General features: G+C 74.6%; 21 protein-coding genes and 1 pseudogene. 7 read left to right on the forward strand and 15 right to left on the reverse strand.

The features are described 5' to 3' along the window. Positions 1 to 43 precede the first annotated feature (43 nt). The 3 genes from ACTT8P_RS23195 (at position 44) to ACTT8P_RS23205 (ending at position 4,505) form a co-directional block, all read left to right on the forward strand. Positions 44 to 1,441 (forward strand): nucleobase:cation symporter-2 family protein, encoded by a 1,398-nt coding sequence (locus tag ACTT8P_RS23195; RefSeq protein ID WP_442833631.1) that lies wholly within the window; start codon positions 44 to 46, stop codon positions 1,439 to 1,441. 41 nt (positions 1,442 to 1,482) lie between these two features. Then, positions 1,483 to 2,862: an 8-oxoguanine deaminase gene (locus ACTT8P_RS23200; protein ID WP_442833632.1), complete on the forward strand. Its 1,380-nt coding sequence runs from the start codon at positions 1,483 to 1,485 to the stop codon at positions 2,860 to 2,862. A 305-nt stretch (positions 2,863 to 3,167) separates the two neighbouring features. Then, positions 3,168 to 4,505 (forward strand): nucleobase:cation symporter-2 family protein, encoded by a 1,338-nt coding sequence (locus ACTT8P_RS23205; RefSeq protein WP_442833672.1) that lies wholly within the window; start codon positions 3,168 to 3,170, stop codon positions 4,503 to 4,505. 109 nt (positions 4,506 to 4,614) lie between these two features. Here ACTT8P_RS23205 and ACTT8P_RS23210 read toward each other — a convergent pair. Further along, a pseudogene (locus ACTT8P_RS23210) lies at positions 4,615 to 4,815 on the reverse strand (ABC transporter permease); the annotation flags it as partial. Between the two features lie 31 nt (positions 4,816 to 4,846). Between ACTT8P_RS23210 and ACTT8P_RS23215 the strand changes: the two are divergent. Next, positions 4,847 to 5,668, forward strand: coding sequence for a sensor histidine kinase (locus tag ACTT8P_RS23215; protein WP_442833673.1), 822 nt, complete (start codon positions 4,847 to 4,849; stop codon positions 5,666 to 5,668). Here the strand turns inward: ACTT8P_RS23215 and ACTT8P_RS23220 are convergent. Beyond that, the gene (locus ACTT8P_RS23220; RefSeq protein ID WP_442833633.1) at positions 5,589 to 6,011 is read right to left on the reverse strand and encodes an acyl-CoA thioesterase; all 423 of its coding nucleotides are present in this window, start codon (positions 6,009 to 6,011) and stop codon (positions 5,589 to 5,591) included. The genes ACTT8P_RS23215 and ACTT8P_RS23220 overlap by 80 nt on opposite strands. A 52-nt stretch (positions 6,012 to 6,063) precedes the next feature. Then, positions 6,064 to 6,705 carry a hypothetical protein gene (locus ACTT8P_RS23225; protein ID WP_442833634.1) on the reverse strand — a complete coding sequence of 214 codons (642 nt, stop codon included), beginning with the start codon at positions 6,703 to 6,705 and terminating at the stop codon, positions 6,064 to 6,066. A 541-nt stretch (positions 6,706 to 7,246) separates the two neighbouring features. Here ACTT8P_RS23225 and ACTT8P_RS23230 point away from each other — a divergent pair. Further along, positions 7,247 to 7,843, forward strand: a complete 597-nt coding sequence (locus ACTT8P_RS23230; protein WP_442833635.1) for a LuxR C-terminal-related transcriptional regulator — start codon at positions 7,247 to 7,249, stop codon at positions 7,841 to 7,843. A gap of 10 nt (positions 7,844 to 7,853) precedes the next feature. On the opposite strand, the gene ACTT8P_RS23235 is transcribed toward ACTT8P_RS23230, so the two are convergent. From ACTT8P_RS23235 to ACTT8P_RS23260, 6 genes are all read right to left on the reverse strand, one after another. Further along, positions 7,854 to 9,551 carry an ATP-binding cassette domain-containing protein gene (locus ACTT8P_RS23235; protein WP_442833674.1) on the reverse strand — a complete coding sequence of 566 codons (1,698 nt, stop codon included), beginning with the start codon at positions 9,549 to 9,551 and terminating at the stop codon, positions 7,854 to 7,856. 185 nt (positions 9,552 to 9,736) lie between these two features. Further along, positions 9,737 to 11,458, reverse strand: coding sequence for an ATP-binding cassette domain-containing protein (locus ACTT8P_RS23240; protein ID WP_442833636.1), 1,722 nt, complete (start codon positions 11,456 to 11,458; stop codon positions 9,737 to 9,739). 82 nt (positions 11,459 to 11,540) lie between these two features. After that, positions 11,541 to 11,669: a mycelium formation morphogenetic lantipeptide SapB gene (locus ACTT8P_RS23245; RefSeq protein ID WP_184821471.1), complete on the reverse strand. Its 129-nt coding sequence runs from the start codon at positions 11,667 to 11,669 to the stop codon at positions 11,541 to 11,543. Beyond that, entirely contained in the window at positions 11,666 to 14,380 is a 2,715-nt protein-coding gene (gene lanKC, locus ACTT8P_RS23250; RefSeq protein WP_442833637.1) for a class III lanthionine synthetase LanKC, read from the reverse strand. The genes ACTT8P_RS23245 and lanKC overlap by 4 nt, the downstream gene beginning before the upstream one ends. 116 nt (positions 14,381 to 14,496) lie before the next feature. Continuing rightward, a complete protein-coding gene (locus ACTT8P_RS23255) occupies positions 14,497 to 15,108 on the reverse strand; it encodes a histidine phosphatase family protein (RefSeq protein WP_442833638.1) in 612 nt (203 codons plus the stop codon). Positions 15,109 to 15,128: 20 nt separating this feature from the next. Beyond that, the gene (locus tag ACTT8P_RS23260) at positions 15,129 to 16,337 is read right to left on the reverse strand and encodes a pyridoxal phosphate-dependent aminotransferase (protein ID WP_442833639.1); all 1,209 of its coding nucleotides are present in this window, start codon (positions 16,335 to 16,337) and stop codon (positions 15,129 to 15,131) included. A gap of 87 nt (positions 16,338 to 16,424) precedes the next feature. Here ACTT8P_RS23260 and ACTT8P_RS23265 point away from each other — a divergent pair, with 87 nt between their 5' ends. Next, positions 16,425 to 17,072 carry a winged helix-turn-helix transcriptional regulator gene (locus tag ACTT8P_RS23265; RefSeq protein ID WP_442833640.1) on the forward strand — a complete coding sequence of 216 codons (648 nt, stop codon included), beginning with the start codon at positions 16,425 to 16,427 and terminating at the stop codon, positions 17,070 to 17,072. Positions 17,073 to 17,193: 121 nt separating this feature from the next. On the opposite strand, the gene ACTT8P_RS23270 is transcribed toward ACTT8P_RS23265, so the two are convergent. From ACTT8P_RS23270 to ACTT8P_RS23280, 3 genes are read right to left on the reverse strand one after another with little or no spacing between them, the layout of a single operon-like run. Then, entirely contained in the window at positions 17,194 to 18,033 is an 840-nt protein-coding gene (locus ACTT8P_RS23270; RefSeq protein ID WP_442833675.1) for a hypothetical protein, read from the reverse strand. Between the two features lie 29 nt (positions 18,034 to 18,062). Further along, positions 18,063 to 19,334 (reverse strand): VWA domain-containing protein, encoded by a 1,272-nt coding sequence (locus ACTT8P_RS23275; RefSeq protein ID WP_442833641.1) that lies wholly within the window; start codon positions 19,332 to 19,334, stop codon positions 18,063 to 18,065. Positions 19,335 to 19,391: 57 nt separating this feature from the next. Then, complete coding sequence (locus ACTT8P_RS23280; protein WP_442833642.1) at positions 19,392 to 20,897, reverse strand: IucA/IucC family protein; 1,506 nt, start codon at positions 20,895 to 20,897, stop codon at positions 19,392 to 19,394. 109 nt (positions 20,898 to 21,006) lie between these two features. Here ACTT8P_RS23280 and ACTT8P_RS23285 point away from each other — a divergent pair, with 109 nt between their 5' ends. After that, positions 21,007 to 22,596 (forward strand): IucA/IucC family protein, encoded by a 1,590-nt coding sequence (locus tag ACTT8P_RS23285; RefSeq protein ID WP_442833643.1) that lies wholly within the window; start codon positions 21,007 to 21,009, stop codon positions 22,594 to 22,596. Between the two features lie 6 nt (positions 22,597 to 22,602). Here the strand turns inward: ACTT8P_RS23285 and ACTT8P_RS23290 are convergent, their stop codons facing one another. Genes ACTT8P_RS23290 through modA form a run of 3 tightly spaced genes read right to left on the reverse strand, consistent with a single transcriptional unit; the run spans position 22,603 to position 25,294 of the window. Then, the gene (locus tag ACTT8P_RS23290; RefSeq protein WP_442833644.1) at positions 22,603 to 23,676 is read right to left on the reverse strand and encodes an ABC transporter ATP-binding protein; all 1,074 of its coding nucleotides are present in this window, start codon (positions 23,674 to 23,676) and stop codon (positions 22,603 to 22,605) included. Then, the gene (gene modB / locus ACTT8P_RS23295; protein ID WP_442833645.1) at positions 23,673 to 24,506 is read right to left on the reverse strand and encodes a molybdate ABC transporter permease subunit; all 834 of its coding nucleotides are present in this window, start codon (positions 24,504 to 24,506) and stop codon (positions 23,673 to 23,675) included. The genes ACTT8P_RS23290 and modB overlap by 4 nt, the downstream gene beginning before the upstream one ends. Continuing rightward, positions 24,503 to 25,294 carry a molybdate ABC transporter substrate-binding protein gene (modA, locus tag ACTT8P_RS23300; RefSeq protein ID WP_442833646.1) on the reverse strand — a complete coding sequence of 264 codons (792 nt, stop codon included), beginning with the start codon at positions 25,292 to 25,294 and terminating at the stop codon, positions 24,503 to 24,505. The genes modB and modA overlap by 4 nt, the downstream gene beginning before the upstream one ends. Positions 25,295 to 25,452 lie beyond the last annotated feature (158 nt).

Genomic DNA, 25,452 nt, shown 5'->3' on the forward strand with positions numbered 1-25,452 from the left:
CCCGTGAGCCGGGCCGGGGGCGCGCCACACCGGAGGGAACCCCATGGCACAGCCAGCGAAGGGGCCGGCCAAAGCCCCCTGTTCCACCCCGCCGACGCACAGCATCTCCGTGCACCCGGTGGACGAGAAGCTCCGCCCCGCGCGGCTCGTCCCCGCCGCGCTCCAGCACATCGCCGCGATGTACGCGGGTGTCGTCACGCCGCCGCTCATCATCGGCCAGGCCTGCGGCCTCGACCTCGCGGCCCGCACCCGGCTGATCGCCGCGTCGCTGCTCATCGCGGGCGTGGCGACACTGCTCCAGACCCTCGGCGTCAGGCACTTCGTCGGCAACCGGCTGCCGTTCGTCAACGCCGCCTCCTCGGCCGGCATCGCGCCGATCCTCGCCATCGCCGAGACCAACGACAAAGGCGGCCAACTCCCCGCCATCTACGGGGCGGTGCTGGTCGCCGGGGTCTTCTGCCTCGCCATCGGCCCGTTCTTCGGCCGGCTGCTGCGCTACTTCCCGCCCCTGGTCACCGGTGTGGTCATCACCCTCATCGGCGTCACCCTGATGCCGGTCCCGGTGGGCTGGGCGCAGGGCGGCGACGAGAACGCGGCCGGCTTCGGCTCCATGAGCAACCTGGGACTGGCCGCCTTCACGCTCGCCGTCATCCTCCTGACGCAACGTTTCGGCAGCGGTTTCCTCAAGCAAGTCGCCCTGCTCGTCGGCCTGTTGGTCGGCACCCTCGCCGCCATCCCGTTCGGCCTGGCCGACTTCTCCGCGCTCGGCTCGGCGCCGGTCGCCGCGCTGCCCACGCCGTTCGCGTTCGGCGCCCCCGTCTTCCAGCCCGCCGCGATCCTCTCCCTGTGCATCGTGATGCTGGTGCTGATGACCGAGTCCAGCGCGAGCATGCTGGCCCTCGGCGAGATCTGCGACCGCCGCGCGGACGCCGGGGTCATCACCCGGGGCCTGCGCACCGACGGCCTCGCCACCCTGATCGGCCCGGTCTTCGGCGGTTTCCCCACCTCCGCCTTCGCGCAGAACGTCGGCGTCGTCTCGCTCACCCGGGTACGCAGCCGCTACGTCGTCGCCGCGGCCGGCGCCACCCTGCTGGTGCTCGGCGCCTTCCCGGTGCTCGGCGCGGTGGTCTCCCTGGTCCCGATGCCGGTCCTCGGCGGCGCGGGCATCGTGCTCTTCGGCTCGATCGCGGTCAGCGGCATCCGCACCCTCTCCGCGGCCGGCCTCGACGACAGCTCCAACATCGTCCTGGTGGCGGTGGCGCTCGGCGCCGGCATCATCCCGCTGGCCGCGCCGGCCTTCTACGCCGGTTTCCCGGCCTGGGCGCAGACCGTGCTCGGCTCCGGCATCAGCGCCGGCGCGATCGTCGCCGTCGGGCTGAACCTGTTCTTCCACCATCTCGGCACCCGGAGCAGCACCGCTCCGGCACTCAAATCCTCCTAGGGTCCTGCCGTGCCCGGCTCGCGACAAGAAAAGGACGCAACATGGCAGCAACCCAGCGCATCGTGATAGAGAACGGCGCGATCGCGACCGTCGACGCCCAGGACACCGAGTACGCCACCGGGTATGTCGTCGTCGCGGACGACCGTATCGAGTCGCTCGGCGCGGGGCGGGCACCCGCGGACCTGGCGAACGTCGTCCGCCGGATCGACGCCGCCGGGCACCTCGTGACCCCCGGACTGGTCAACACCCACCACCACTTCTACCAGTGGATCACCCGGGGCCTGGCCACCGACCACAACCTCTTCGACTGGCTCACCGCGCTGTACCCGACCTGGGCGCGGATCGACGAGCCCATGGTCTACGCGGCGGCCCAGGGCTCCCTCGCCATGATGGCCCGCGGCGGTGTCACCACCGCCATGGACCACCACTACGTCTTCCCGCGCGGCACCGGCGACCTGTCCGGCGCGATCATTCGCGCCGCCCGCGAGACGGGCGTCCGCTTCACCCTGGCCCGGGGATCGATGGACCGCGGCGAGTCGGACGGCGGGCTGCCGCCGGACTTCGCCGTGGAGTCCCTGGACGACGCGCTGGCCGCCACCGAGGAAACGGTACGGCAGCACCACGACCCGGCCTTCGAGTCGATGACCCAGGTGGCCGTGGCGCCCTGCTCGCCCTTCTCGGTCTCCACCGAACTGATGCGCCAGGGCGCCAAGTTGGCCCGCCGCCTCGGAGTCCGGCTGCACACCCACGGCTCGGAGACGGTGGAGGAGGAGAAGTTCTGCCACGAGCTGTTCGGCATGGGCCCCACCGACTACTTCGAGTCCACCGGCTGGCTCGGCGAGGACGTGTGGATGGCGCACTGCGTCCACATGAACGACTCCGACATCGCCGCCTTCGCCCGCACCGGCACCGGCGTCGCCCACTGCCCGTCCTCCAACGCCCGCCTCGCGGCCGGCATCGCCCGCGTCCCCGACCTGCTCGCGGCCGGCGTCCCGGTCGGCCTCGGCGTCGACGGCACCGCGTCCAACGAGTCCGGCGAACTCCACACCGAACTGCGCAACGCCCTGCTCGTCAACCGGCTCGGCGCCCACCGCGAGAAGGCCCTGAACGCCCGGCAGGCCCTGCGGCTGGGCACCTTCGGCGGCGCCCGGGTGCTCGGCCGGGCCGCCGAGACCGGCTCGCTGGAGCCCGGCAAGCTGGCCGACCTGGTGCTGTGGCGGATGGACACCCTCGCCCACGCCTCCATCGCCGACCCGGTGACCGCCCTGGTGTTCGGCGCCGCCGCCCCGGTCACCGCCTCGTTCGTGGGCGGCCGGCAGATCGTCGAGAACGGGCGGCTGCTGACCGTCGACGAGGACGCCGTCGCCCGCAGCACCCGGGCCGAGGCCCGCCGCCTGGCCCGTATCGCGGCACACGGCTGACCACCTTCGCGGTACCACAGACTCCGGCCGGGAGGGACGGCTCCCGGCCGGTGGCCGTGCACCCGTAAGGGTGCCGCGGCGGCCGAATCCGGGGCGCGCACGGGAACACGCGCGCCCCGGGTTCGGCACCCCTCCCCGTCCGTCGACGGTCCCGCACGACCGCCCGCACCTCCGCACCACCTCCTTGACACCCACGTCGGAGTCGACGTGCAACCGACCGGAGGCGAGCCGCCGTGGCCGACCACCCTGTTGACGTTCACCCAGTCGCTGTTCACCCGGTCGACGAGAAACTCCCGCCCGTGAAGATGGCGACGACCGGCCTGCAGCACGTGGCCGCGATGTACGCGGGCGTCGTCGCCCCGCCCCTGATCGTCGGCGCCGCCGTCGGTCTGTCCGGCACCGAACTGACCTTCCTGACCGGTGCCTGCCTGTTCACCGCCGGTCTCGCCACCCTGTTGCAGACCCTCGGCGTCTGGAAGATCGGCGCCCGGCTGCCCTTCGTCAACGGCGTCACCTTCGCCGGGGTCGCCCCGATGACCGCGATCGTCGCCTCCACCGACGACAAGTCCGACGCGCTGCCGCTGATATTCGGCGCGGTCGTCGTCGCCGGACTCCTCGGCTTCCTGGCCGCGCCGGTCTTCTGCAAGGCGGTCCGGTTCTTCCCGCCGGTCGTCACCGGCACGGTGATCACTCTGATCGGCATCTCCCTGCTGCCGGTCGCCTTCGGCTGGGCGCAGGGCCCCGACAGCACGGCGGACGACTACGGCTCGCCCACCAACCTGGGCCTGGCCGCCGGCACTCTGGTCATCGTCCTGCTCCTGCGCCGCTTCACCCGCGGCTTCGTCAAGCAGATCGCCGTCCTGCTCGGCCTGGTGGCCGGCACCCTCCTCGCGATCCCGCTCGGGGTCACCGACTTCGGCCCGGTCGCCGACGCGGACCTGGTCGGCTTCCCCACCCCGTTCCACTTCGGGGCGCCGCAGTTCCAGGTGGCGGCGATCGTGTCGATGTGCGTGGTGATGGTGGTGTCGATGACCGAGTCCACGGCCGACATGCTCGCCCTCGGCGAGATCGTGGGCCGCCCGGCCGACGAGAAGACCATCGCGGCCGGCCTGCGCGCCGACACCCTCGGCTCGGCGCTCAGCCCGGTCTTCAACGGCTTCATGTGCAGCGCCTTCGCGCAGAACATCGGCCTGGTGGCGATGACCCGGGTGCGCAGCCGGTTCGTCGTCGCGGTGGGCGGCGGCTTCCTGGTCCTGATGGGCCTGTGCCCGGTCGCCGCCTCGCTGATCGCGGTCGTCCCGCGTCCGGTGCTCGGCGGCGCGGGCGTGGTCCTGTTCGGCTCGGTCGCGGCCAGCGGCGTGCAGACCCTGGTACGGGCCGCGCTGGACAAGGACAACAACGTCCTGATCGTGGCCGTCTCGCTGGCCGTCGGCATCGTCCCGATCACGGAGCCGGACTTCTACCACGCGTTCCCGGAGACCGCCCGCATCATCCTGGACTCGGGCATCTCGACGGGCTGCGTCGCCGCGGTCCTGCTCAACCTGGTCTTCAACCACATCGGCCGCACCCACGACGCGCAGGACGTCACCCACCCCATGGAAGCGGGCCAAGAACTGACCGGCGCCGCCAGAAGCGCCCCGTAAGGGGCGCGGGGAACTGCGCGAGAACCCGCACCGGCCCGCACCTGCGGAACAACCGAAACCCGCCCGCACGCCAAGCAACCCGCAACCCGGCGTGCGGGCGGGCCCCACCTCACGACGCGGCCAACGCCTCCGTGGGCGACAGCCGAGACGCCCGCACCGCCGGATACAACCCGGCCACCGCCCCGATGCACAGCGTCGCCGCCACACCCCCCGCCAGCGCCCACACCGGAGTCACCGCGGGCCACCCCTGGTACAGGGCGTACCCGGTGGTGACCGTCAGCCCCAGCAGCGCGCCCCCCGCCCCGCGGAGCGTGAAGGACCTCGCCGACACCTTCGACACGATGGTCGAGCGGCTGGACCGCTCCTTCGACGGACAGCGCCGCTTCGTCGCCAACGCCTCGCACGAGCTGCGCACCCCGCTCACCCTGAACCGGGCCCTGGTGGAGATGGCCATGCACCGCCCGGCCGCCTCCGCGGACGTACGGCGGCTCGGCGCGGACCTGCTGGAGATCAACGCCCGGCACGAGCGGCTGATCAGCGGTCTGCTGCTGCTGGCCGGCTCCGAGAACGAGATCGCCGAACGCCGGCCGGTGGACCTCGCCGACCTGACCGCCCACGTGCTGGCGCAGACCGGGCCCGAGGCCGGCCGGGCCCGGATCACGGTGACCGCCCGGACCGAGGAGGCGGTCGCCCTCGGCGACGCGCTGCTGCTGGAGCGGCTGGTGCACAACCTGGTCGAGAACGGCATCCGGCACAACCCCGGCGCGGCCGGCTGGGTCCGGGTGGTCAGCCGGGCGTCCGACGCGGACCGGGTGGAACTGGTCGTCAGCAACACCGGCCCCCGGGTCCCGGCGTTCGAGGTGCCGGTGCTCTTCGAACCGTTCCGCCGGCTGGGCACCGACCGGGTGGTCACCGGCAGGGGCGCGGGGCTCGGCCTGTCCATCGTCCGGGCCGTCGCGCACGCCCACGGCGGCGAGGTGACGGCCCGGCCGCGCGAGTCGGGCGGTCTGACGGTACGGGTCACCCTGCCCCGCGCGCCAAACTGGCCGGCGGGCCCCGGCCCCGACGCGGCGGAGCGCGCGGCTACCGCCCGAGCAGTGCCGGATCCGACGCCAGCGCCTCGAAGTACGCCCGCGGGTCCGCGACCAGCCGGCGCGCCTTGAGGTCCATCAGCCCGCCGACCGCGTCGATCTCCGCGGCCACCGTGCCGTCGGCCTTGCGCACGGTCTGCCGGATCCGGAACGTCTTGCCCTCGCCCCACTCGAAGTCGCAGGTCACCTCCACCTCGTCGCCCGCCAGCAGCTCCCGCCGGTAGCGGATGGTGGTCTCCAGGGCGACCGGACCGACACCCTGGCCCACCAGGGCGGCCTGGCCGATCCCGGCGGCCTGGAGCAGCGACCAGCGGGCGTGCTCCGCGTAGTTGAGATAGACGGCCTGGTTGAGATGCCCCTGCACGTCCGTCTCGTACCCGCGGACGGTCACCGGAACGGAGAACGGTTGGTTCACGGCTGCTGCCTCTCGTCGTGGACGGCCTGACCCACCGATCTTGGCATGCTCGTCACACCCGGCGCGGTGACGCCAGCAGGTAACGGGCCCTGGTCCGCGGCTCGGTGTACTCGCCGGCCTGCCAGCCGGCCCGCTCCAGGGTGTCCGCCGCCGCCCGCAGCGCCCCGGCGTCCGGCGCGTGCACCGCGACCGCGTCGGGCTGCGGGGTGGCCCGCACCCGGTAGCCGTCGGTCTCCGGGTCCGCTGGCCGGTGTCCGGCCGCCTCCAGGGCGAGCGCGGCGGCCCGTACCAGATGGCTCCGCTCCCAGTCGCAGGGCCGGTCCGCGGCGCCGTCCGGGTTGGTCATCCGGCGCAGCTCCAGCAGGCCCTGCCAGGCGCCGCGCACCTCCCGCAGCCGCCCCGGTCCGGCGGGTCCCGCGTCCTCGCCGCCGACCCGCGCGGCGAAGACACCGTCGGCGGCGGCGGGCGCCGCCCCGGCGGTGGCCGGAACCGGACCGGTCCGCTCCGGCGCGGACTCGCGCAGCCGGTGACCGGCCGGGGTCAGGAAGTGGTCGTGCGGTGGCCGCGGGTGCCGGAAGGCGAGCCCTCGCCGTACCAGCGCCGCGAGCTGGGCCGGGGTCCCCTTGAGCCGTCCCGTGACCGGGTCGGCGGTGTCCACGAGGCGCCGCTGCGCGGCGGTCGGCGGTCGGGTCACGGCACGCACCTTCCGTTCGGCTCCGGCGAGTTCTTCGGCCGCTCGGGTCCTGCCCCGCAGGGTAATCCGGTTCCGGCCCGGCTTCCGCGCGAGTGCCGGGGGTGCCGGGAGTGCCGGGAATGCCGGAAGCGCGCGGCGGGGCCCGGCGGCGGATTCGGGCCAGATCGGCCACGGACGGTTTCCGGCCGCCGCCCGGCCGGCCGCGGCCCGCCGTCCCCGCCCGTCTCCGGCCGTCCACCCGGCGGCGTACGGCGGTCGCGGACACCGTACGCAGTCGTGGCCAGGGAGTCGGTCCGCCGGCGCGGTGCGGCAGTCCGCCGGTGCCGCCCCCCGGCCGACGGGTGTCTCAGCGCCGAACGCGCCCGCGTGCGCGCCGTCGTGCTGTCTCCTTCCGAGCGCCGGAGCGGCGTGATGATTCCGGTGCCGCCTTCACGCCCTTCCGTGCGGTGTTCCCTCGGAACGAATCGGGGCACATGGCCCCTGGTGCGGGAGAAGTCGGGTCGGCTGCCCCGCTGGACAGCGCTGACAAGGGGTGGGGGAGATGATCCGCGTACTGGTGGTGCACGACGAGGAACTGCTGCGGTCGGCCTTGGTGCAACTGCTCAGATCCGACGGCACGCTGGAGGTCTCGTCCCTGTCCCCGCGCGCCGGCCTGCCGGAACCCGACGTGCTGCCGACGGACGTGTGTGTGGTGGACGGCGAGTGTCTGCACGGGCCGGGGGAAGCGGAGGGCGCGTCGTTCCGGGCGCGCTGCGGGGAGCGGCTCGTCGTCCTGGCGACGCCCAGCCGGCCGGGCGTGCTGCGCCGGGCGTTCGACGGCGGCGCGCTCGGGCTGGTCGACAAGAACGCCCCCGCCCAGCGGCTGATCACCGCGGTGCACACGGTGGCCGCGGGGGAACGCTTCCTCGACACCACGCTCACCGTGGCCCTGCTCGAAGGCGCGGAGATGCCGCTGACCAGCCGGGAGCTGAGCGTGCTGTCGCTGGCCGCGCAGGGCGCGCCGATGGCCGAGATCGCGGCCTGTCTGCACCTGTCTCGGGGGACCATCCGCAACTACATGGCCACGGCCATCCGGAAGGTGGGCGCCCGCAACCGGGTCGACGCGATACGCATCCTCCAGAACGCCGGCTGGACGTGACGGGCCGGCGTCAGCTCCCCTGGTGCGGGACCGAGTTCCAGTGCCCCGTCAGGTCACGGTAGAGCGGTGACCGGGACAGCACGTCCGAGTGGCTGCCGCACACCGCGCGCACGCCGTCCAGCACCAGCACCCGGTCGGCCCGGACGGCGGACGACAGCCGGTGCGCCACGACCAGCAGTGTCCCCGGGCGCCGGGCGAGCGCCTCCTCGGCCCGCGCCTCGGCCGCCGGATCGAGATGGCAGGTGGCCTCGTCGAGCAGCAGCAGCGGCGCGGGCGACAGGTACGCCCGCGCCAGTGCGATCGACTGCCGTTCCCCGGCGGACAGTTCGGCCGGCCGCACCGGTCCGTCGAGCCCGCCAAGACGCTCCACCAGGGACTCCAGTCCGAGCAGCCGGACGGCCGCGTCGAGGTCCGCGCGGCTCCGGTTCGCCGCCGGACGCAGATACGCGAGGTTGTCGCCGACGGTGCCGGAGAAGACGTACGCCTCCTGCGGGAGCACGGCCCGCAGGGCGGCCAGTTCGGTGGCCGGGTGGCCGGTCACCGTCCGCCCGGCCACCCGTACCTCGCCGTGGTCCGGCGCGAGGGTCCCCGCGATCAGCCGGACCAGCGTCGACTTGCCGATGCCGCTCGGTCCGACGACGGCCAGGTGCTCGCCCGGGGCGACGCACAGGTCCAGCGAGTCGAGCACCGGTTCGGCCCGGACGCCGTAGGAGAGGGTGACGGACCGCAGTTCGACCGCGGGCGGGCGGGCCCGCCGGACGGCGGCGGGCGCCGCCGGGCCGGTCGGCCCGGTGGGCGGCGGCTGTTCGCGGTTCCCGGTCCGGTCCGGCTCCCCGGGCCCGGTGATGCGGTCCAGGACGACCAGCAGCCGGGCACCCGCCGCGCCGAGCGCGGTCATCAGGGTGTGCAGGGCGGGCAGCAGGGACTGGACGAGATAGGTGAACGCGCCCAGCAGCGCGCCCGCGGTCACCCCCCGGCCGCGCAGCCAGGGTACGGCGACCAGCAGCGTCAGCACCGGCAGATGGCCCGCGACGCCCAGTGCCGCCGTCCGCACCGCCGCCCAGCCGGCCAGCGCGCGGGATGCCGCGGCGGCGTCGGCGACCAACCGGGCACCGTGCCGGGCGGTCACCGGGCCGGTCCCGCAGGCGGTGAGGTCGCGCAACGCGGTCCGGGTGCGCGCCGCGTGGTCGCCCAGCGCCTCGTCGGCCGCCAGGGCGCGCCGCTGCGCCGCCGCCATCGGCCGCAGCGTCGCCAGGAACAGCGCGAGGCCGGCCAGCAGCGGAGGGAGGACCACCACGAGCAGGGCCGGGTGCAGGGACAGCAGGCCGAGCAGCGCCCCGGCGGCGGTGAAGACGAACGAGCGCAGGGTGAGGACCAGACCGGCGAAACTGTCCCGGGCGATCTCGACCTGGTTGGTCAGCCGGGAGACGGTCGCCCGGTCCGTCCCGCCCGGCCCGGCCGGCGCGCCGGCCAGCGACCGGTCGACGGCCCGCCGGACCAGCCCGTCGCGCAGCGGCTCGGTCAGCCCGGCCAACTCGGCGAACACGCCCCAAATCACCGGCGCGCCGAACAGTACGCCGACCAGGGCGGCGGCCAGCCACAGCAGCCCCCGGCGGGTGTCCCCGGCCAGAAACCCCTGGTCGACGGAGTGCGCGACCCCGTACCCGACCAGGAACGCCTGCGCCGCCTCCACCAGCGACCACGCCATGAGCCGGACCAGCACGCCTTTGCGACGCGCGAGGAAACGCCGGGCGGCCGGAGCGATCCGGCGCAACGCGCCCCGTCCGTCGGGCTCGTGGCCCTCCGGGCCGGGTGCCTGCTGGCTGGCGCCGGGCGCCACCTCTTCCCCGACCGGCACTTCGCCCCTACCCCCACTCTCCCCGACGCGAGCACTCACGGCCGCACCTCCTCGGGCGCGGACCGGCCCGTGCCCTCCGCACGGCGTCCGCGCTCCCCGGTGGCCGTCCCGGCGCCGAAGACCGCCCGGTAGTCGGCCGTGTGCCACAGCTCGCGGTGTGGTGCGACGGCCCGTACCCGGCCGTCCTCCAGCCAGATCACCAGGTCCGCCCGGTCGGCGACGGACGGCCGGTGGGCCACCACCAGCCGGGTGCCCGGCCGCGGGGAGCGGCGCAGCGCCCGGTCCACCTCGTGCTCCGTCGCGGTGTCCAGACTGGACGTCGCGTCGTCCATGATCAGCAACCGTCCCGCGTGCGCGAACGCCCGTGCCAGCCCGAGCCGCTGGTGCTCGCCGCCGGACAGCGGAGCCGCCGGCAACGGCGTACCGGCCCCGCGCGGCAACCGGCGTACGAAGCCGTCGGCGCCCGCGGCGGCCAGGGCGGCCCGCACCCCCTCGGGCGGGACCCGCCGGGCCCCCGCGGCGACCGCCTCCGCGACCGTGCCCTCGCCCAGCACCGGCCGCTCGAAGGCGAACGCCACCTCGGTGCGCAACGCCGCGCGGCTCAACCGGTCCAACGGGACGCCGTCCAGCAGTACCCGGCCCTGGTCGGGGTCGGTCAGCCGCCCCGCCACGGACACCAGCACCGACTTGCCCGCCCCGCCGCGGCCGACCACCGCGACGGTCGCGCCGCCCGGCACCCGCAGGGCGTCGGCGCGCAGCACCTCCCGGCCGTCCCGTGCCACCCTTACCCCGCGCAGCTCCAGCGTGCCCGGCCCGTCCGCCGGAAGGTCCTGCGTGCCGTAGGCCAACGCGGGCAGCCGTTCCAGCTCCAGGGTCCGGGCCCGTGCCGCCCGGCCCCGGACCACCGCGCCCAGCAGCGACGCCGCCCCGCCGACCCCGGCCGTCAGCTGCGCGTACCGGCAGGCCGCGAGCAGCCCGCCCACGCTCAGCGCGCCCGAGGCCAGCCGCAGCCCGCCCACCGCGGTGGCGGCCAGGACCAGCGCCGGCACCAGCACCCCGCTGCGGCCCAGCGCCCGTCCGTGCAGCGCCCACATGCGCCGGCCCAGGGCGGCCAGTTCCGGCAACGGGGCGAGGATACGCGCGCGTTCGCGGGCCGCGGTCCCGGCCGCGGCGATGGTCGCCGCGCCGTCCAGCGACTCCAGCAGCCGGGTGGCGATCTCCGACTGGACCCGCTGGTACGCGGCGACCGACGCCCCGGTGTCCCGGGCGAACGTGCGCAGCACCAGGGCCAGGGCGGGCAGTCCCGCCAGTACGCAGGCCGCCACCCATACGTCGACGAGGGCCAGCGCCGCCAGCGCGCCCACCGGGGTGATCAGCGAGGCCGCCAGGGCGGCGCGGGCCGCCGGGGCGGCGCCCGCGTCGGCGGCGTTTAGGGTCAGCCGGGTCCCGACGTCCCCGGCGGTGAGGTGCCGCGCCCGGTCGGGTACGCAGTGCAGCAGTCCGGTGAGGGCACGGGAGCGGACGGCGGCCGTCCAGCCGGCCGTGCAGCGGCCGGTGCACAGCGCGGTGAGGCTGTCCAGCAGCAGTTCGCCGAGCAGCAGCCCGGCGCTGAGCGCGAGCCAGGGGCCCGGGTCACCGCCGCGCAGCAGCAGGTCGAGGGTGCGGCCGAGCACGAACGGCTGGGCCACCTCGGCCACCGCCGCCCCCACCGAGCACAGCAGCACCAGCAGTTGTGCCCGGCGCCAGTTCGTCGTCACCGCGGGCCCCCTTCCGCCCGGCACCGGAGCGAACCCGGCGCCCCGGGCGAGTGCCCGGGGCGCCGGTGCCGAGCGACCTCGGTCAGTTACAGGTCGTGACGCTGAGGCTGCTGTCGCCGCACAGCAGCAGGCTCGCGCGGCTGCCGCTCTCGACGTCGCCCATGGCCTCGTCCTTCGGGGTCTCCAGCGACTGCAGTTCGAACAGGTTCATGACAGTTCCTCTCGTACGGCAACGGGTTCCGTTGTTTCATCACGACCCCTGGTGGGGCCGAGTCCGGGGGTGCCGCCCGAAAGCGGCGGCAGGAACGGCAGCCCGGCGGGCGGGTCGCCGTGCACGGCGGCGACGGCCAGCAGACAGCCGGCCGTGCCGGTGGACAGGTCCATGGACAGCCGCATCATCTGCTCGCCGGGGAAGGCGAGCCGGCCGCGATACGACATGGCGTGCCAGGACAGCGCGTCGAGCTGGCGCCGCACGGCGCCGGGACCGGTGCCGGGCGCCGGGGCCGTGGTCCGGGCGAGGTACAGCACCATCCCGGCCACGCCCCGGTACAGGCCGGGCTGGGCGTAGAACATGGCCTGCGCCGCGGCCACGATCTCGCCCCGCGCCCGCGCGAACTCCTCGTCGGCGCGGTGCGCCAGGTAGTCGTCGAGCACCATGCCGATGCCCACGCTGCCCGCGCCGAGGTAGGGCATGGTGCGCCACCCCTCGTCGACCTGGAGCGCGCCGCCCGCGCCCCGGACACAGCGGGCCAGGTCCTGGCGCAGGGCGTCCCGCGCCAGGTCGAGGAGTCCGGAGTCCCCGGTGCGTTCGTAGAGCCGCAGGTAGAGCAGGGCCGGGCCGGTGGCGCCGTGCAGCAGTCCCGCGCGGGGCCGGCCGGCGGAACCGGCGCGCGGCCCGCGGGCCGTCAGGTCGGCGCAGCGCAGGGCGGCGGACCGCGCCGCGGCGTCCCCGGTGGCGGCGGCCAGCGCGTCCAGCGCGAGGCCGATACCGGCGGTGCCGCTGTGCAGGTCCGGGGCGAGGTGGTCGAGGGACTGGTCGAGGAGGAGTTCGGTCAGGTCCAGGGCGCGGTCGCGGTGTCCGAGGTGGTTAAGGGTCCAGGCGATCCCGGCGAGCCCGTCGTGGAAACCGAGCGGGGTGCCCGAGGGCGGCTGCTTGGTGCGGTCCAGCAGCCACTGCTCCTCGTCCTCGACCCGGTCCGCGCCGCTGACGGAGAGGGCGTACAGCACCCCGGCCGCGCCGTGGCCGAAGGCCAGCCCGCCGCCCGCCGTCGCGAACTGCGCGATGTCGCCGGGGAACAGCCGGTCGGTACGGGACGGGGTCGCCGACGCGTGGATCGCCGCGGCCATCGACTCCCGGCTGCGCGGCCAGTCACCCGGCGCGACCGGAACGAACGGCTCGCCGGGTCTGCGCAGCACGGCCGCGCCGCCCGCACCGGCCGACTCCCCTGCCGCCGGGACGGCGTCCGCCCCGGCCGTTTCCCGTACCGCCGGGACGGCGTCCGCACCGGCCGTGATCTCCGCGACCGCCGCGTCCAGCCAGCCCCGGTCCACCGGGAAGTGCTCGGCCACCAGGTCGGCGAGGTGCGCCGCCTTGTGCCGGTCCAGGGCGAACAGGCTGGTCAGCGGCAGGAAGAGGGCGAGCCGCAGACAGGCCAGCGCGTACCGGTCCACCGCCACGCCGCGCCGGTCGGCGGGCGCCACGAAGGCCGGGTTGGCGACGGTCTGCCGGCCGGGTTCGTCGACGTGGTGCGCGGCCTCGAAGTCCAGCAGGGCGACGCTGTCGTCGTCCCGGACCATGATGTTGAACAGGTGCAGGTCGTTGAAGACCACGCCGCGTGCGTGCACGTCGGCGACGGCCCGTGCCACCCGGGCGTGGATGTCCAGCGCCCAGTCGGTGTACTCGGCCAGCCGCCGCTCGCCCGGGTCGGCCTCGATGAGCGGGTGGCGGCGCGCGAAGAACGTGTTGAGCGGCTTGCCGTCCAGGTACTCCAGGACCAGGAAGTGGTGCTCGCCGACGGTCAGGTGATCGAGCACCTCGGGGGTGCAGCCGAGCCCCGACAGCCGCTCCAGCGCCCGCCGTTCGCGGTGCAGCCGGGTCACCGCGTCGGCCCCGTCGGCCGCCAGTCCGGCGTGCGGACGGGCCTCCTTGAGGACGACCCGCTCGCCGCTGCGGGAGTCCCGGCCGAGGTAGACCCCGCCGCCGTTGGAGAAGTGCAGCGCCGACTCGATGGTGTAGGGCAGGTCGGCCACGGTCAGCGCGGAGCGGGCGGCCAGGTGCGGCCGCAGGAAGGCGGGCACGGTCACCCACTCCGGTACCCGGAACACGGGCCCGCGCAGATCGGGCACCAGCACCCCGTCCGGACCGGCCACGGCCGGCCGCAGCTCGCCCTCGGCGTCGTAGCAGTCGCGCCGGGTGAAGCCGCCGTACCGCACGTGCACCGGGCCCTCGCCGAGCCGCAGGTCACTGAGGATGTGCGGCCCGGGTTCGGCGGCCAGCAGCTCGGTCAGCTCGCCCGCGAGCCGCTCGAACCGCTGCTCGTCGGCCGGGTACACGGTGATGAACTTGCCGCTGCCGGCCCGGTCCGCGTACTTGGCGTTGCGCTGGTGCAGCAGATAGCGGCTGGGCACGAACTTGAACGCCGTGCCCCCCTCGACGCAGTGCCGCCACACCCGCTCCAGCACCGATTCGGCGTTGTCCAGACAGGCGGAGACATGAATCTTCCAGCCCTGGTCGGGCAGGTCGGTGTCGACCGGGCGCAGCGCCAGCCAGTCGCCGCTCTCGTGGCGCTGCCAGCCCGCCGGGACGGGCGCCGCGGCCAGCGTGTACCGGGTGCGTCCGCTGCCCGGCCGGGGCGCGACGCGGTGCGGCGCGTCGTAGAAGCACGGGTCCGCGTCGCAGTACACGGCGTAGCCCTTGTTCATGTGCCCGCTCCCTCCCACCGTCCGTCGACCGCTCATGACGGTGCCACGGGGCACACGGGCCCGAACAGTTGCCGCTGTCACCACTCCGACATGCGGAACGCACGGGTAACTTCCGGCTAGGGCGTGCTCGGGGGTCCGGGCCGGACGTTCCAGGCGGCGATCACCGGCCGCCCGTGCTCGGTGCCCAGCCGGCACAGCGTGCCCGTGGCGAGCTGGAACAGGGCGCCGTCGGCGGCGGACAGGCCCAGGTGGCGGGCGGTGAGCACGCGCAGGAAGTGACCGTGCGCCACCAGCACCACGCACCCCTCGGTGTCCGCGAACGCGGCGTCCACCTTGCCCAGCACCCGGTCGGCCCGCTGCCCGACCTGCTCCGGCGTCTCCCCGGGGTGGTCCGGCGGTCCGGGCGCGACCCCGTCGGTGAACAGGAACCAGCCCGGCCGGTCCCGCTGGATCTCCGGGGTGGTGATCCCCTCGTAGCCGCCGTAGTCCCACTCGTGCAGGTCGGGGTCGATCCGTAGGCCGTGCAGCCCGATCAGCTCGGCCGTCTCCCGGGCCCGCTGGAACGGGCTCACGAACGCGGCCCCGATCCGGTGCGAGCGGATCAGCGGCACCAGACTCCGGGCCTGCTCCCGGCCGTGCTCGGTCAGCGGCACGTCCGTCAGCCCGGTGTGCCGCCCGGACCGCGACCACTCGGTCTCGCCGTGCCGGACGAGGAAGAGATCACCCATACCGCAAGGCTACGGCCGGTCTACTGCCGGTACCCGTCCAGGAACCGCCCGATCCGCCCGATGGCCGCCTCCAGGTCCTGAGCGTGCGGCAGGGTCAGGATGCGGAAGTGGTCCGGGTCCGGCCAGTTGAATCCGGTGCCCTGGACGACCTGGATCTTCTCCCGCAGCAGCAGGTCGAGGACGAACTTCTCGTCGTCGTGGATGCGGTGCACCTTGGGATCGATGCGCGGGAAGGCGTACAGCGCGCCCTTGGGCTTCACGCACGACACCCCGGGGATCTCGTTGAGCTTCTCCCAGGCCGTGTCCCGCTGCTCGCACAGCCGGCCGCCCGGCGCGGTCAGCTCGTGGATGGACTGCCGGCCGCCGAGCGCGGCCTGGATGGCGTACTGGGCGGGCGCGTTGGCGCACAGCCGCATGGAGGCCAGCATGGTGAGGCCCTCCAGGTAGTCGCGGGCGTGCTGCTTGGGCCCGGTCACCACCAGCCAGCCGGAGCGGAACCCGGCCACCCGGTACGTCTTCGACAGCCCGCAGAAGGTGAGCACCACCAGGTCGGGGGCGAGCGCGGCGGTCGAGTGGTGCACGGCGTCGTCGTACAGGATGCGGTCGTAGACCTCGTCGGCGAGGACCAGCAGGCCGTGCCGGCGGGCCAGGTCGAGGATGCCCTCCAGGACCTCCTTGGGATAGACGGCACCGGTGGGGTTGTTGGGGTTGATGATGACGACCGCCTTGGTGCGGTCGGTGATCTTCGACTCCATGTCGGCGAGGTCCGGGTACCAGTCGGCCTGCTCGTCGCACAGGTAGTGCACCGCCTTGCCGCCGGCGAGGGTGGTCACCGCCGTCCACAGGGGGAAGTCGGGGGCCGGGATCAGCACCTCGTCGCCGTCCTCGACCAGCGCCTGGACGGCCATCGACACCAGCTCGGAGACGCCGTTGCCGAGCCATACGTCGTCGACACCGACCTCCAGGCCGAGGGTCTGGTAGCGCTGGGCGACGGCCCGGCGGGCGGTCAGGACGCCGCGCGAGTCCGTGTAGCCGTGCGCCTGCGGCAGCATCCGGATCATGTCCTGGAGGATCTCCTCCGGCGCCTCGAAGCCGAACAGCGCCGGGTTGCCGGTGTTCAGGCGCAGCACGCTGTGGCCCGCCTCCTCCAGCGCGTTGGCGTGCTCGATCACCGGGCCGCGGATCTCGTAGCAGACCTCGCTGAGTTTGTTCGACTGCCGGAACTCCATGCGCCGCGTCCCCTCCGCTATCTGGTGTTGCTTGGTTTTACCAAGTACACGCTTGGAAAGTCCAACACATTGTCTAGACTGCGTCGCATGTCACCTCGCCGAAGCTACGACCAGTACTGTTCCGCCGCCCGCGCGCTCGACGTCGTCGGCGACCGCTGGACCCTGCTGATCGTCCGGGAGCTGCTGGCCGGACCGCGCCGCTACACCGACCTGCACGCGGATCTGCCGGGGGTGAGCACGGACGTCCTCGCCTCCCGGCTGAAGGACATGGAACGCGACGGCCTGACCACCCGCCGCCGGCTGCCCCCGCCCGCGGCGGCCTACGTCTATGAACTCACCGGCCGCGGCCGTGAGTTGCTGCCGGTGCTCCAGGCCCTGGGCGGCTGGGGCGCCGGCGAGATGGCCGAGCGGCGGCCCACCGACGCGCTGCGCGCCCACTGGTTCGCGCTGCCGCTGCTGAGCGCCCTGGACGGCGAGGGCGTCGTCGAGGTCCGGCTGCGGGAAGGCGATTTCCACGACGGGGTCTTCCACCTCTACGCCGGCGCCACCGACGGTCCGGCCTACGGCGAGGGCCCGGCCCCCCGCGAACCCGACGCCCGGCTGGCTCTGGACGCCGGCACCTGCGCCGCCGTGGGCCGGGGCGAGACGAGCCTGACGGAGGCGGTCCGCACCGGCCGTGTCGAGGTCACCGGGGACGGCGTACTGGCGAAGGCACTGCGGGCGGCGGCCGGATAGGGCCCCGGACGCGGGAAGGCCCGCCGGGTGGGCGGGCCTTCACACATGCGGTCGCCGGCATCGACCCCGTACAGCGCACCCAGGCCCGGCCGGCGGGCCCTCCACGCGCGCGGTCGCCGGGTCAGGCCCCCGGCGGCACGCCGCGGGGCCGGCCCGAGCCGCGGGTCAGGGCGTAGCCGCCGATGCCCGCCAGCGCGGCCAGCACCGCGCCGACGCCCGTCCACACCCACCGGTCGGACCACCAGCCGGAGGACCAGCCGTCCTCGGGCTCGATCGCGGACAGCACGGCGGAGTCCGACGACTCCCCGTCCTCGTCCCCGCCCTCGGCCTCGGCCTCGTCCTCGTCCGAGGACTGGGACGTCACCGCGATGCCCGGCACCAGCGGTTCGGACAGCGAGCCGTCCACCGCCGCCGCGCCGCCCATGTCCTTGGAGTCGACCCGGACCTCGGTGCCGACCGGCAGCCCGAGGTCGGCGGTCGGCAGGTTCAGGACCGTCAGCCGCACGTAGTAGGTGCCCGGCAGCGGGTCGTTCGCCCACGGCTCGGACCAGGCCCGCACCGTGCGCAGCACACAGGCCAGTTCCACCGAGGAGGTCCCCGCCGCGGCGGTCCGGGTCTGCGCGCCGTACTGGCAGGACTGTCGGCGCCGCAGCCCGTCGTACACGTCGACCTGCCAGGTCTGGGCCGCGTGCGTGTCCGGCAGTTTCACCGTCGCCTGCACGGTCGGGCGCTGTCCGGCGTCCGCGGGGAACGACCAGTACAGATAGTCACCGGCGGAGCCGTCCGCGGTGGCCCGCTGCCCCTGTTCGATCTCGGTCGCGGTCCGGAACGACGTACCCGCCCGGGTCGGCGCGTCGTCCCCGGCCGAGGAGGACGGACTCGGCGAGGAGTCCGCCACCGCGGGCCCCGCCGCCACTCCGAGCGCCAGCAGCGCCGCGCCCGCCAGTCCTGTCACCCGCATCAGCTTGATCCGCATCAGCTCGATCCGCATCAGTTGGTCCTCCAGACGGCGACCCGCCAGCGCGACACCCAGCCCCACACCAGTCCGGCGAGGAAGCCCACCACGATCAGCGTGCCCAGCAGCCACCAGCCGCGGCCGAGCCCGAAGGCGGCCACGTCCGACGCCTCGCTGGGACCGTCCACCACGTCGACGGTCAGCTCCAGCGGCAGACCGGGCGTGGTCTTCACGCCCGAGGCGGCCGAGAAGGAGTGGGTCACCTCGAGACACACGGTCTCGGTGGTGTCCCCCTCCTCGTCGTCGTCCACCTCGGCCTTGGGGTAGCGCAGCCCGGTCGAGATCACGTCGGTACGTCCGTCACCGGCGGCCTCACCGCGCACGATCTCCCGGCCGTGCGTGGTGACCGCCCGCAGCAGCACCCCGTACGACGGGTCCACGGCCCGGTCGGCCGACACGCTCACCGAGGAGCGCAGCTCCTGCCCCGGCGCCAGGTCCACCCGGTACCAGCGCTGCTGCCCGAACTCCTCGCGGTCGGTGTACAGACCGGACTTCAGCTCCGGCGCCGCCGCACAGCGGTCCGCGCCCTCGGTGGCGACCGGCGTCACCACCGGATCGGCCGCCCGGTCCACCAACTGGTTGACCTTGTCGGTGAGTTCGTCGGTGTGCTCCACCGACGTGTAGGTCCCGCCGGTCGCCTCCGCGATGCAGCTGAGCTGCTGCCGCAGCTTGGTGCTCGGCACCAGACCGAGGGTGTCGATGGTCAGCCCGATGCCCTTGGCCGCTATCTCGCGGGCCACCTCGCACGGATCGAGCGGCGCGCAGGTGTCCTCGCCGTCACTGATCAGCACGATCCGCTTGGACCCGGTGCCCGCGCCGAAGTCGTCGGCCGCCTTCAGCAGCGCGGGACCGATCGGCGTCCACCCGGTCGGCGTCAGCGTCGCCACCGCCGCCTTCGCCTCGGTGCGGTCCAGCGGGCCGACCGGATAGAGCTGCGCGGTGTCCTTGCAGCCCGTCTTCTGGTCGTCGCCCGGGTAGTTGGCACCGAGCGTGCGGATGCCGAGGCGCACCTCCTCGGGCGTCGCGTCGAGCACCTCGTTGAACGCCTGCTTCGCCGCCGCCATCCGGCTCCCGCCGTCGATGTCCTTGGCCCGCATGGAGCCGCTGACGTCGAGCACCAGGTCGACCTGGGGGGCGTCCTCGCCGGTGGGTTCGCCGGCGGACGCCGGGGCCGGCAGGGCGAGCCCGGCCGTCAGCGCGGCGAGCAGGGCGCAGACACCCGCCGCCAGCCGTTTACTTGTGATCATCGGCGGATCCTATTGACCCGTGGTGCCCTGCTCCAAAACGGCCGTTGGCGGGCGGGTTCAGGTACGCAGCGGATTGGGCAGTGCCGCCCACTGGTCCCCGGGCCGCCGCGGTGACAGCCGCATCAGCGTCAGCGCCTTCGCGGGCAGCGGCTCGGCGCACAGCGCCGCCAGATCCGGCGTGTCCGGCAGGTCCCGTACCGCCGTCTCCAACGCGTCCCGCAGCGCCGGGCCGCTGCCCGCGACCTGGGCCAGCGCGCCGGCCACCAGCGAGCCGAACAGCTTGCGGCGCAGCACCGTGACGTCGTCGGTGACCATCCGGGCGGGCAGTTCGGGCACCGGGACGCCGTGCCGGGCCAGCCGGGCCGGGCTGACCCGCAGGTCGGCCAGGTCCCGGTAGACCAGCCGCAGCGGTTCGCCCGCCGGGGAGAGCACCACCAGCAGGTTCTGGCCGTGCGCCTCCAGCGCCACGCCCAGCTCCAGGGCGCCCAGCCCCACCCGCAGCGCGAGCCGGGCGAGCCGTCCGGTCCAGCCGGGCGACCCGGGCAGCGCGGTGGTCGCCAGCGCCGCCACCGGCACCACCCGCTCACCGGGCGCCGCGTACTGGTCCGGCGACTCCCGCAGCACGGCGGCCAGATCGGGGGAGTGCGCGGTGGCCGCGCCCAGCGTCCGGGTGATGTGCAACAGCCCCTCGCCGCGCGCCACGAGGACCTCCCCGAACTCCGACAGGGTCGCCGACGCGGCGATCGAGGCGACCGAGATGTCCCGCACCGAGGAGGTCAGCCGGGCACTCAACGCGGTCTTGACGTGCGGCCCGCCGGGCACGGCGAGGGTACGCAGGGACATCAGCGGGTGCGCGTCGAGCCGCCCGCCGGCGCTCTCGCCCGCCCCCTTCAGCACATGCGCCGCCTGCCACGGATGCACCGGCAGCAGCAGCCGCCCCCCGTCCCGCAGCTGGGCCGGCCAGCGGCCCGCCACCAGACACTCCGCCGCCGGCACCGGTACCCGCGCCAGCGGCACCACCGGCCCGTGCTCGGGCCCGTAGGCGAGCTGCTCGGCCACCGAGAAGCCGGGCCGGGACCGGCAGTTGGGGTGGAACGGGTGCCCGTCGACCACCCGCTGCTCCCACTCCCAGCCGCGCTCCGGCCACCCGTCCCGCTCGCTCGTCCGGCCCGCCCGGGACAGCGCCAACGAGGCGACGCTGTGGCCGAGTTCGGCGGCGAACCCCTCGGCACCGGGTACGGCGAGATCGGTCATCAGCCGCGCCGGATCGGCGTACTCCGACTCCTCGCATCGTACGGCGGTGACATAGGCGTCGGTGCGATACGGGTCGGCGTCCGGGCCGGCCAGCCGGCGCCCGTCCCGCAGCCGCAGGACCAGCCCCCCGGCGGCGGGCTCACGGCCGGTGATCCACGGCAGTGGCTCATGGGCCAGCGCACGCCAGAGCCGGGACAGCACGGCCGCGCGGGCGCCCGGGAGCGCGGCCGTGAACCGGGGGAGGAGGCCGGGACGGACGGCGGCCAGTTCCTCGGCGACCTCGGCCTCGGCGGTGGGGGGTCGGTGCACGGTCGGTCTCCTCGGGTACGAACTCGGGTACGGGCCTGGGTACGGGCTGGGGTACGGACAGGGCGTCACGGGGGAGTGACGAGGGCAGACATACTGATCGTCTCCGCCCATGACAGACCGTAGGGAACGAGTGGAACGCGTGGATGTCCTGCCCCCGCCCGCCGGCGACGACGCCGTGACCCGTGACGACGTCGCGGCGCTCGCCGACGCCCACGCGGCGGTGCCGCTGCTCAACTGCCTGCTGCGCGAGGTGGCCGAGCCGCTGCCCGGTTCCGGACCCGGCGACCGCGACGGCGACGGCGACGGCGGTCACCGGGAGGGCGACCGCCCGGTGTACCGGCTGCCCGGCACCGGCCGGCTGCTGCGGGTGCGCGGCGGCCGGCGCCCCGCCGAGCCGGAGGTGCGCACGGCGGCCGGCTGGCACCGGGTCGACCACACCGAGCTGGTCAAACTCGTCGCCGAGGAACTGCGCCGGCACACCGGCCTGCCCAACCACGAACTGCCCACCGAGATGACCGACAGCCGGGACGCGGTGGCCGCCCTGCTCACCGCCCGAGCCCGCGCCGTCCCGCCCGCCGACCCCTACCTCCGCTCCGAACAGGCCCTGCTCACCGGCCACCCCCACCACCCCGCGCCCAAGGCCCGCGGCGGCGGCCCGGCCGCGGCCTGGCTGCCCTACGCCCCCGAGGCGCACGCCCGCTTCCCGCTGACGCTCCTCGCGGTGCGCGCGGACACGGTCGTCGAGGAGGGCGACACCACCGCCCTCGACGCCCTCGGCGAGGCCCCGCCCGGCTACCGGCTGCTGCCCGCCCACCCCTGGCAACTCGCCCTGACCGCCGACGCGCTCGCCCCGGCCTTCGCCGACGGCCGGCTGATCCGGCTCGGGGAGAGCGCCGCCCCGGTCTGGCCCACCGCCGCGATCCGTACCCTGTACGCGCCCGAGCCCGACCTGTTCCTCAAGTTCAGCCTGGACGTGCGGATCACCAACGACATCCGCCGGCTGTGGCGCCACGACCTGCTGCGGCTGCGCCGCACCGACACGGCGGCCCGCGCGGCGTTCGCGGCGTCCGGCGGCCCCGCCGCCTGGCTCGGCGACACCGGCTACCGCACCGCCGCCTTCGCCTTCGAGGAACTCGCCGTCCTGGTCCGCGACGGACTCGGCGGCCATCTGCTGCCCGGCGCCACCCCGCTGCTCGCCGCCGGGCTGGCCGAGGGCTTCGCGGACAGCCCGCTCGCCGCCACCGCCGAACCCGACGCCTGGTGGACGGCGTACCTCGCGCAAGTCGTCCCCCCGGCCCTCACCGCCTTCCACTCCCACGGCGTGGTCCTGGAGGCCCACCTCCAGAACACCCTGGTCGCGGTCGACGCCCACGGCACGCCCGTACAGGCCCTGTTCCGGGACGCCGAGGGCGTGAAGCTGCTGCCGGAGGTGTCCCGGGCGGCCGGCTGGGAGCGGCTGGTGTACTGCCTGGTCGTCAACCACCTCATCGAGATCGCCGGGGCGCTGGCCGAACGGCACCCGGGGTTCGACCCGTGGCCCGCCGTCCGCCGCGAACTCGCCCGGCACCCGCTCCCCGAGATCCCCGCGCTGCTCACCGCGCCCACCCTGCCCGGCAAGACCAACCTCCTGCTGCGCTGGACCGGCGCGGACGGTGCCGCGGCCCGCTATCTGCCGCTGCCCAACCCGCTGGCGGAGTAGCGGCGTTCAGTCGGGATACGCGTGGGTCTGCGCCGCCTTCACCGTCGCCCACACCTCCGCGCCCGGCTGGAGGTCGAGTTCGGCCGCGGCGACCGCGCTGAGGTCCGCCGCGAGCGCCAGTTCGCCGCCGAGCGCGGCCCGGATCCGGTCCCCGTGCGTCTCCAGGCCGGTGACCTCGCAGCGCCACCGGTTGCGGGCGCTGGAACCGGTGGGACGGTCCCGGTGCAGGGTGACCGCGCTCGGCGGAAACGCCACGAAGACCGGCCCGGTGAGGTCCTCGGTGGTGACGACGGACGGCCCGGAGCCGAGCCGGACGGTGTGCCCGTCGGCCGCCCCCCGGTACAGGTTGAGGCCGACCAGCTGGGCGATGTAGTCGGTCCGCGGCCGGCGGGCGATGTCGGCCGGGCTGCCCTCCTGGACCACCCGCCCGTCCTCGACGACGACCAGCCGGTCGGCCAGCACCATCGCGTCCAGCGGGTCGTGGGTGACCAGTACGGCGACGGCCTCGAACTCGGCCAGATGGCGCCGCAGCTGGGCCCGGACCTCCAGCCGGGTCCGGGCGTCCAGCGCGGCGAGCGGCTCGTCGAGCAGCAGCAGCCGGGGCCGGGTGGCCAGCGCGCGGGCGACCGCGACCCGCTGCGCCTGCCCGCCGGACAGCCGGCGCGGCTTGACCCCGGCGTGTTCCGCGAGCCCGAGCCGCGCCAGCCACTCGGCCGCCCGAGCCCGCGCGTCCGCCTTGCGCACGCCCTGGCAGCGCGGCCCGAAGGCCACGTTGTCCAGCGCGGTCAGATGCGGGAAGAGCAGGTAGTCCTGGAAGACGACGCCGACCGGACGCAGTTCCGGCGGGGTGCGCTCCAGCGCCGCGCCGTCCAGCCGCAGATGCCCGGCGGTCAGCGGGGCCAGCCCGGCCAGGGCACGCAGGGCGGTGGTCTTCCCGGCGCCGTTCGGGCCGAGCAGGGCGACCACCTCGCCCGGCGCGACGGTCAGCGCGATGTCCAGCCGGAACGCGCCCCGGTCGACGACGAGACGGGCGTCGAGGCCCAAGTCGTCGCTCGTCGTCCCGGTCGTCGTCCCGGTCATCCGGCGGTCATCCAACGGTCGCGCAGCCCGGCGAGGACCGCGACCGACACGGCCAGCAGCACCAGACTGAGGGCGGTGGCCGCCTCGGGGTCGCTCTGGAGGGCCAGGTAGACGGCGAGCGGCATGGTCTGGGTGCGGCCGGGAAAGTTGCCCGCGAAGGTGATCGTCGCCCCGAACTCGCCCAGCGCCCGCGCCCAGGCCAGCACCGCGCCGGCCGCGACACCCGGTGCGATCAGCGGCAGCGTGACCCGGCGGAACGCGGTGAACCGGGAGGCGCCCAGCGTGGTCGCCGCCTCCTCGTAGCGCGGGTCGGCGGCGCGCAGTGTGCCCTCGACGCTGATGACGAGGAACGGCATCGCGACGAACGCCTCCGCGATCACCACACCGGTGGTGGTGAACGGCAGCGTGAGCCCGAACCAGTCGTCCAGCCACGCCCCGACGATGCCGTTGCGGCCGAGCGCCATCAGCAGGGCCACCCCGCCGACCACCGGCGGCAGCACCAGCGGCAGCGTCACCAGGGCCCGCACCAGACCGCGCCCGGGGAACTCCACCCGGGCCAGCAGCCAGGCCAGCGGTACCCCGATCACCATGCTCACCGCCGTCGCCGCGGTGGCGCACAGCAGCGACAGCCGCAGCGCCTGCCACACCTCGGCGCTGGTCAGCAGCTCGGGCAGGCTCGACCAGGGGGTCCGTACCAGCAGGGCGATCAGCGGCACGATCAGGAACGCCAGCCCGAGCACCGCCGGCACCAGTAGCGGCAGCGGTACGCCGCCCAGCTGGGCCCGCACCCGGGGGCGCCGGGCGCGGACGGCTTCGCGGGCCTCGGTCACGACTTCAGGAACCCGGCTTCGGTCAGCACCTTCTGCCCGGCGTCGGACCGCACCAGGTCGATGAACGCGTCGGCGCCGGCGGTGTTCTGGGAGTCCTTCAGCCGGGCGATGGGATAGTCGTTGACGGCCTCGGCGGACTCGGGGAAGTCGACCCCCTCGACCTTGTCACCGGCCGCGTGCACATCGGTCTTGTAGACGACGGCCGCGTCGGCCTCCTTCAACTCCACCTTGGTCAGCGCCGCCTTGACGTCCTGCTCGTACGACACCGGCGTGAGCTTGAGGTCACTGGCGTCGAGAGCCGTCTTGGCGGCGGCCCCGCACGGCACCTCCTCGGCGCACAGCACCACCTTCAGCTTCGCGTCGGTGAGGTCCTTCAGCGAGGCGATCTTGTCGGGGTTGCCCGGCAGGGTGGCGATCTCCAGCTGGTTGCGGACGAAGGTGACCGGCGTCCCCGCCGCGTCCCCGGCATCCGTGACGATCTTCATGGTCTTGGGGCTGGCCGAGGCGAACACGTCGGCCGGGGCGCCCCCGGTGATGCTTGCCGCCAGCGAGTCACTGCCGCCGAAGCTGAACGTCACCTTGGTACCGGGGTGCTCCTTCTCGAACGTCTCGCCCAGCGTCGTGAAGCTCTCCTTGAGCGAGGCCGCGGCGAAGACGGTCACCGTGCCGGACAGCTTCTCCGAACCGCCGGAGGCCGCCGAGCCGTCGTCGTCGGACGACGACGAACAGGCGCTCAGGGCGAGCAGAGCGGCGACGCCCACTCCGGCGGTGAGCAGGGTACGGGTCATCACGGGTGCGCTCCCTAGAGGTCCTGAAAGGTCCTGACGGACGAGGCTGTCCCGATGATAATGCCGCAGATGCAAGGTCAAAGTCAGCGGTGGGTTCGCATCAGCGTGATCTACGGTCCATGAAGTTGGCATGTGCGTTGCTACAGGAGCACCGGCGC

This window comes from Streptomyces sp. JW3, from assembly GCF_052216785.1.
In the GTDB taxonomy this organism is placed as follows: Bacteria; Actinomycetota; Actinomycetes; order Streptomycetales; family Streptomycetaceae; genus Streptomyces.

Coding starts and splice junctions, on each gene's coding strand:
- ACTT8P_RS23195 (WP_442833631.1), top strand. CDS start 44: ATGGCACAGCCAGCGAAGGGGCCGGCCAAAGCCCCCTGTTCCACCCCG.
- ACTT8P_RS23200 (WP_442833632.1), top strand. CDS start 1,483: ATGGCAGCAACCCAGCGCATCGTGATAGAGAACGGCGCGATCGCGACC.
- ACTT8P_RS23205 (WP_442833672.1), top strand. CDS start 3,168: ATGGCGACGACCGGCCTGCAGCACGTGGCCGCGATGTACGCGGGCGTC.
- ACTT8P_RS23215 (WP_442833673.1), top strand. CDS start 4,847: ATGGTCGAGCGGCTGGACCGCTCCTTCGACGGACAGCGCCGCTTCGTC.
- ACTT8P_RS23230 (WP_442833635.1), top strand. CDS start 7,247: ATGATCCGCGTACTGGTGGTGCACGACGAGGAACTGCTGCGGTCGGCC.
- ACTT8P_RS23235 (WP_442833674.1), bottom strand. CDS start 9,551: ATGGCGTGGTCGCTGGTGGAGGCGGCGCAGGCGTTCCTGGTCGGGTAC.
- ACTT8P_RS23245 (WP_184821471.1), bottom strand. CDS start 11,669: ATGAACCTGTTCGAACTGCAGTCGCTGGAGACCCCGAAGGACGAGGCC.
- lanKC (WP_442833637.1), bottom strand. CDS start 14,380: ATGAACAAGGGCTACGCCGTGTACTGCGACGCGGACCCGTGCTTCTAC.
- ACTT8P_RS23255 (WP_442833638.1), bottom strand. CDS start 15,108: ATGGGTGATCTCTTCCTCGTCCGGCACGGCGAGACCGAGTGGTCGCGG.
- ACTT8P_RS23260 (WP_442833639.1), bottom strand. CDS start 16,337: ATGGAGTTCCGGCAGTCGAACAAACTCAGCGAGGTCTGCTACGAGATC.
- ACTT8P_RS23265 (WP_442833640.1), top strand. CDS start 16,425: ATGTCACCTCGCCGAAGCTACGACCAGTACTGTTCCGCCGCCCGCGCG.
- ACTT8P_RS23270 (WP_442833675.1), bottom strand. CDS start 18,033: ATGCGGGTGACAGGACTGGCGGGCGCGGCGCTGCTGGCGCTCGGAGTG.
- ACTT8P_RS23275 (WP_442833641.1), bottom strand. CDS start 19,334: ATGATCACAAGTAAACGGCTGGCGGCGGGTGTCTGCGCCCTGCTCGCC.
- ACTT8P_RS23285 (WP_442833643.1), top strand. CDS start 21,007: ATGACAGACCGTAGGGAACGAGTGGAACGCGTGGATGTCCTGCCCCCG.
- ACTT8P_RS23290 (WP_442833644.1), bottom strand. CDS start 23,676: ATGACCGGGACGACGACCGGGACGACGAGCGACGACTTGGGCCTCGAC.
- modA (WP_442833646.1), bottom strand. CDS start 25,294: ATGACCCGTACCCTGCTCACCGCCGGAGTGGGCGTCGCCGCTCTGCTC.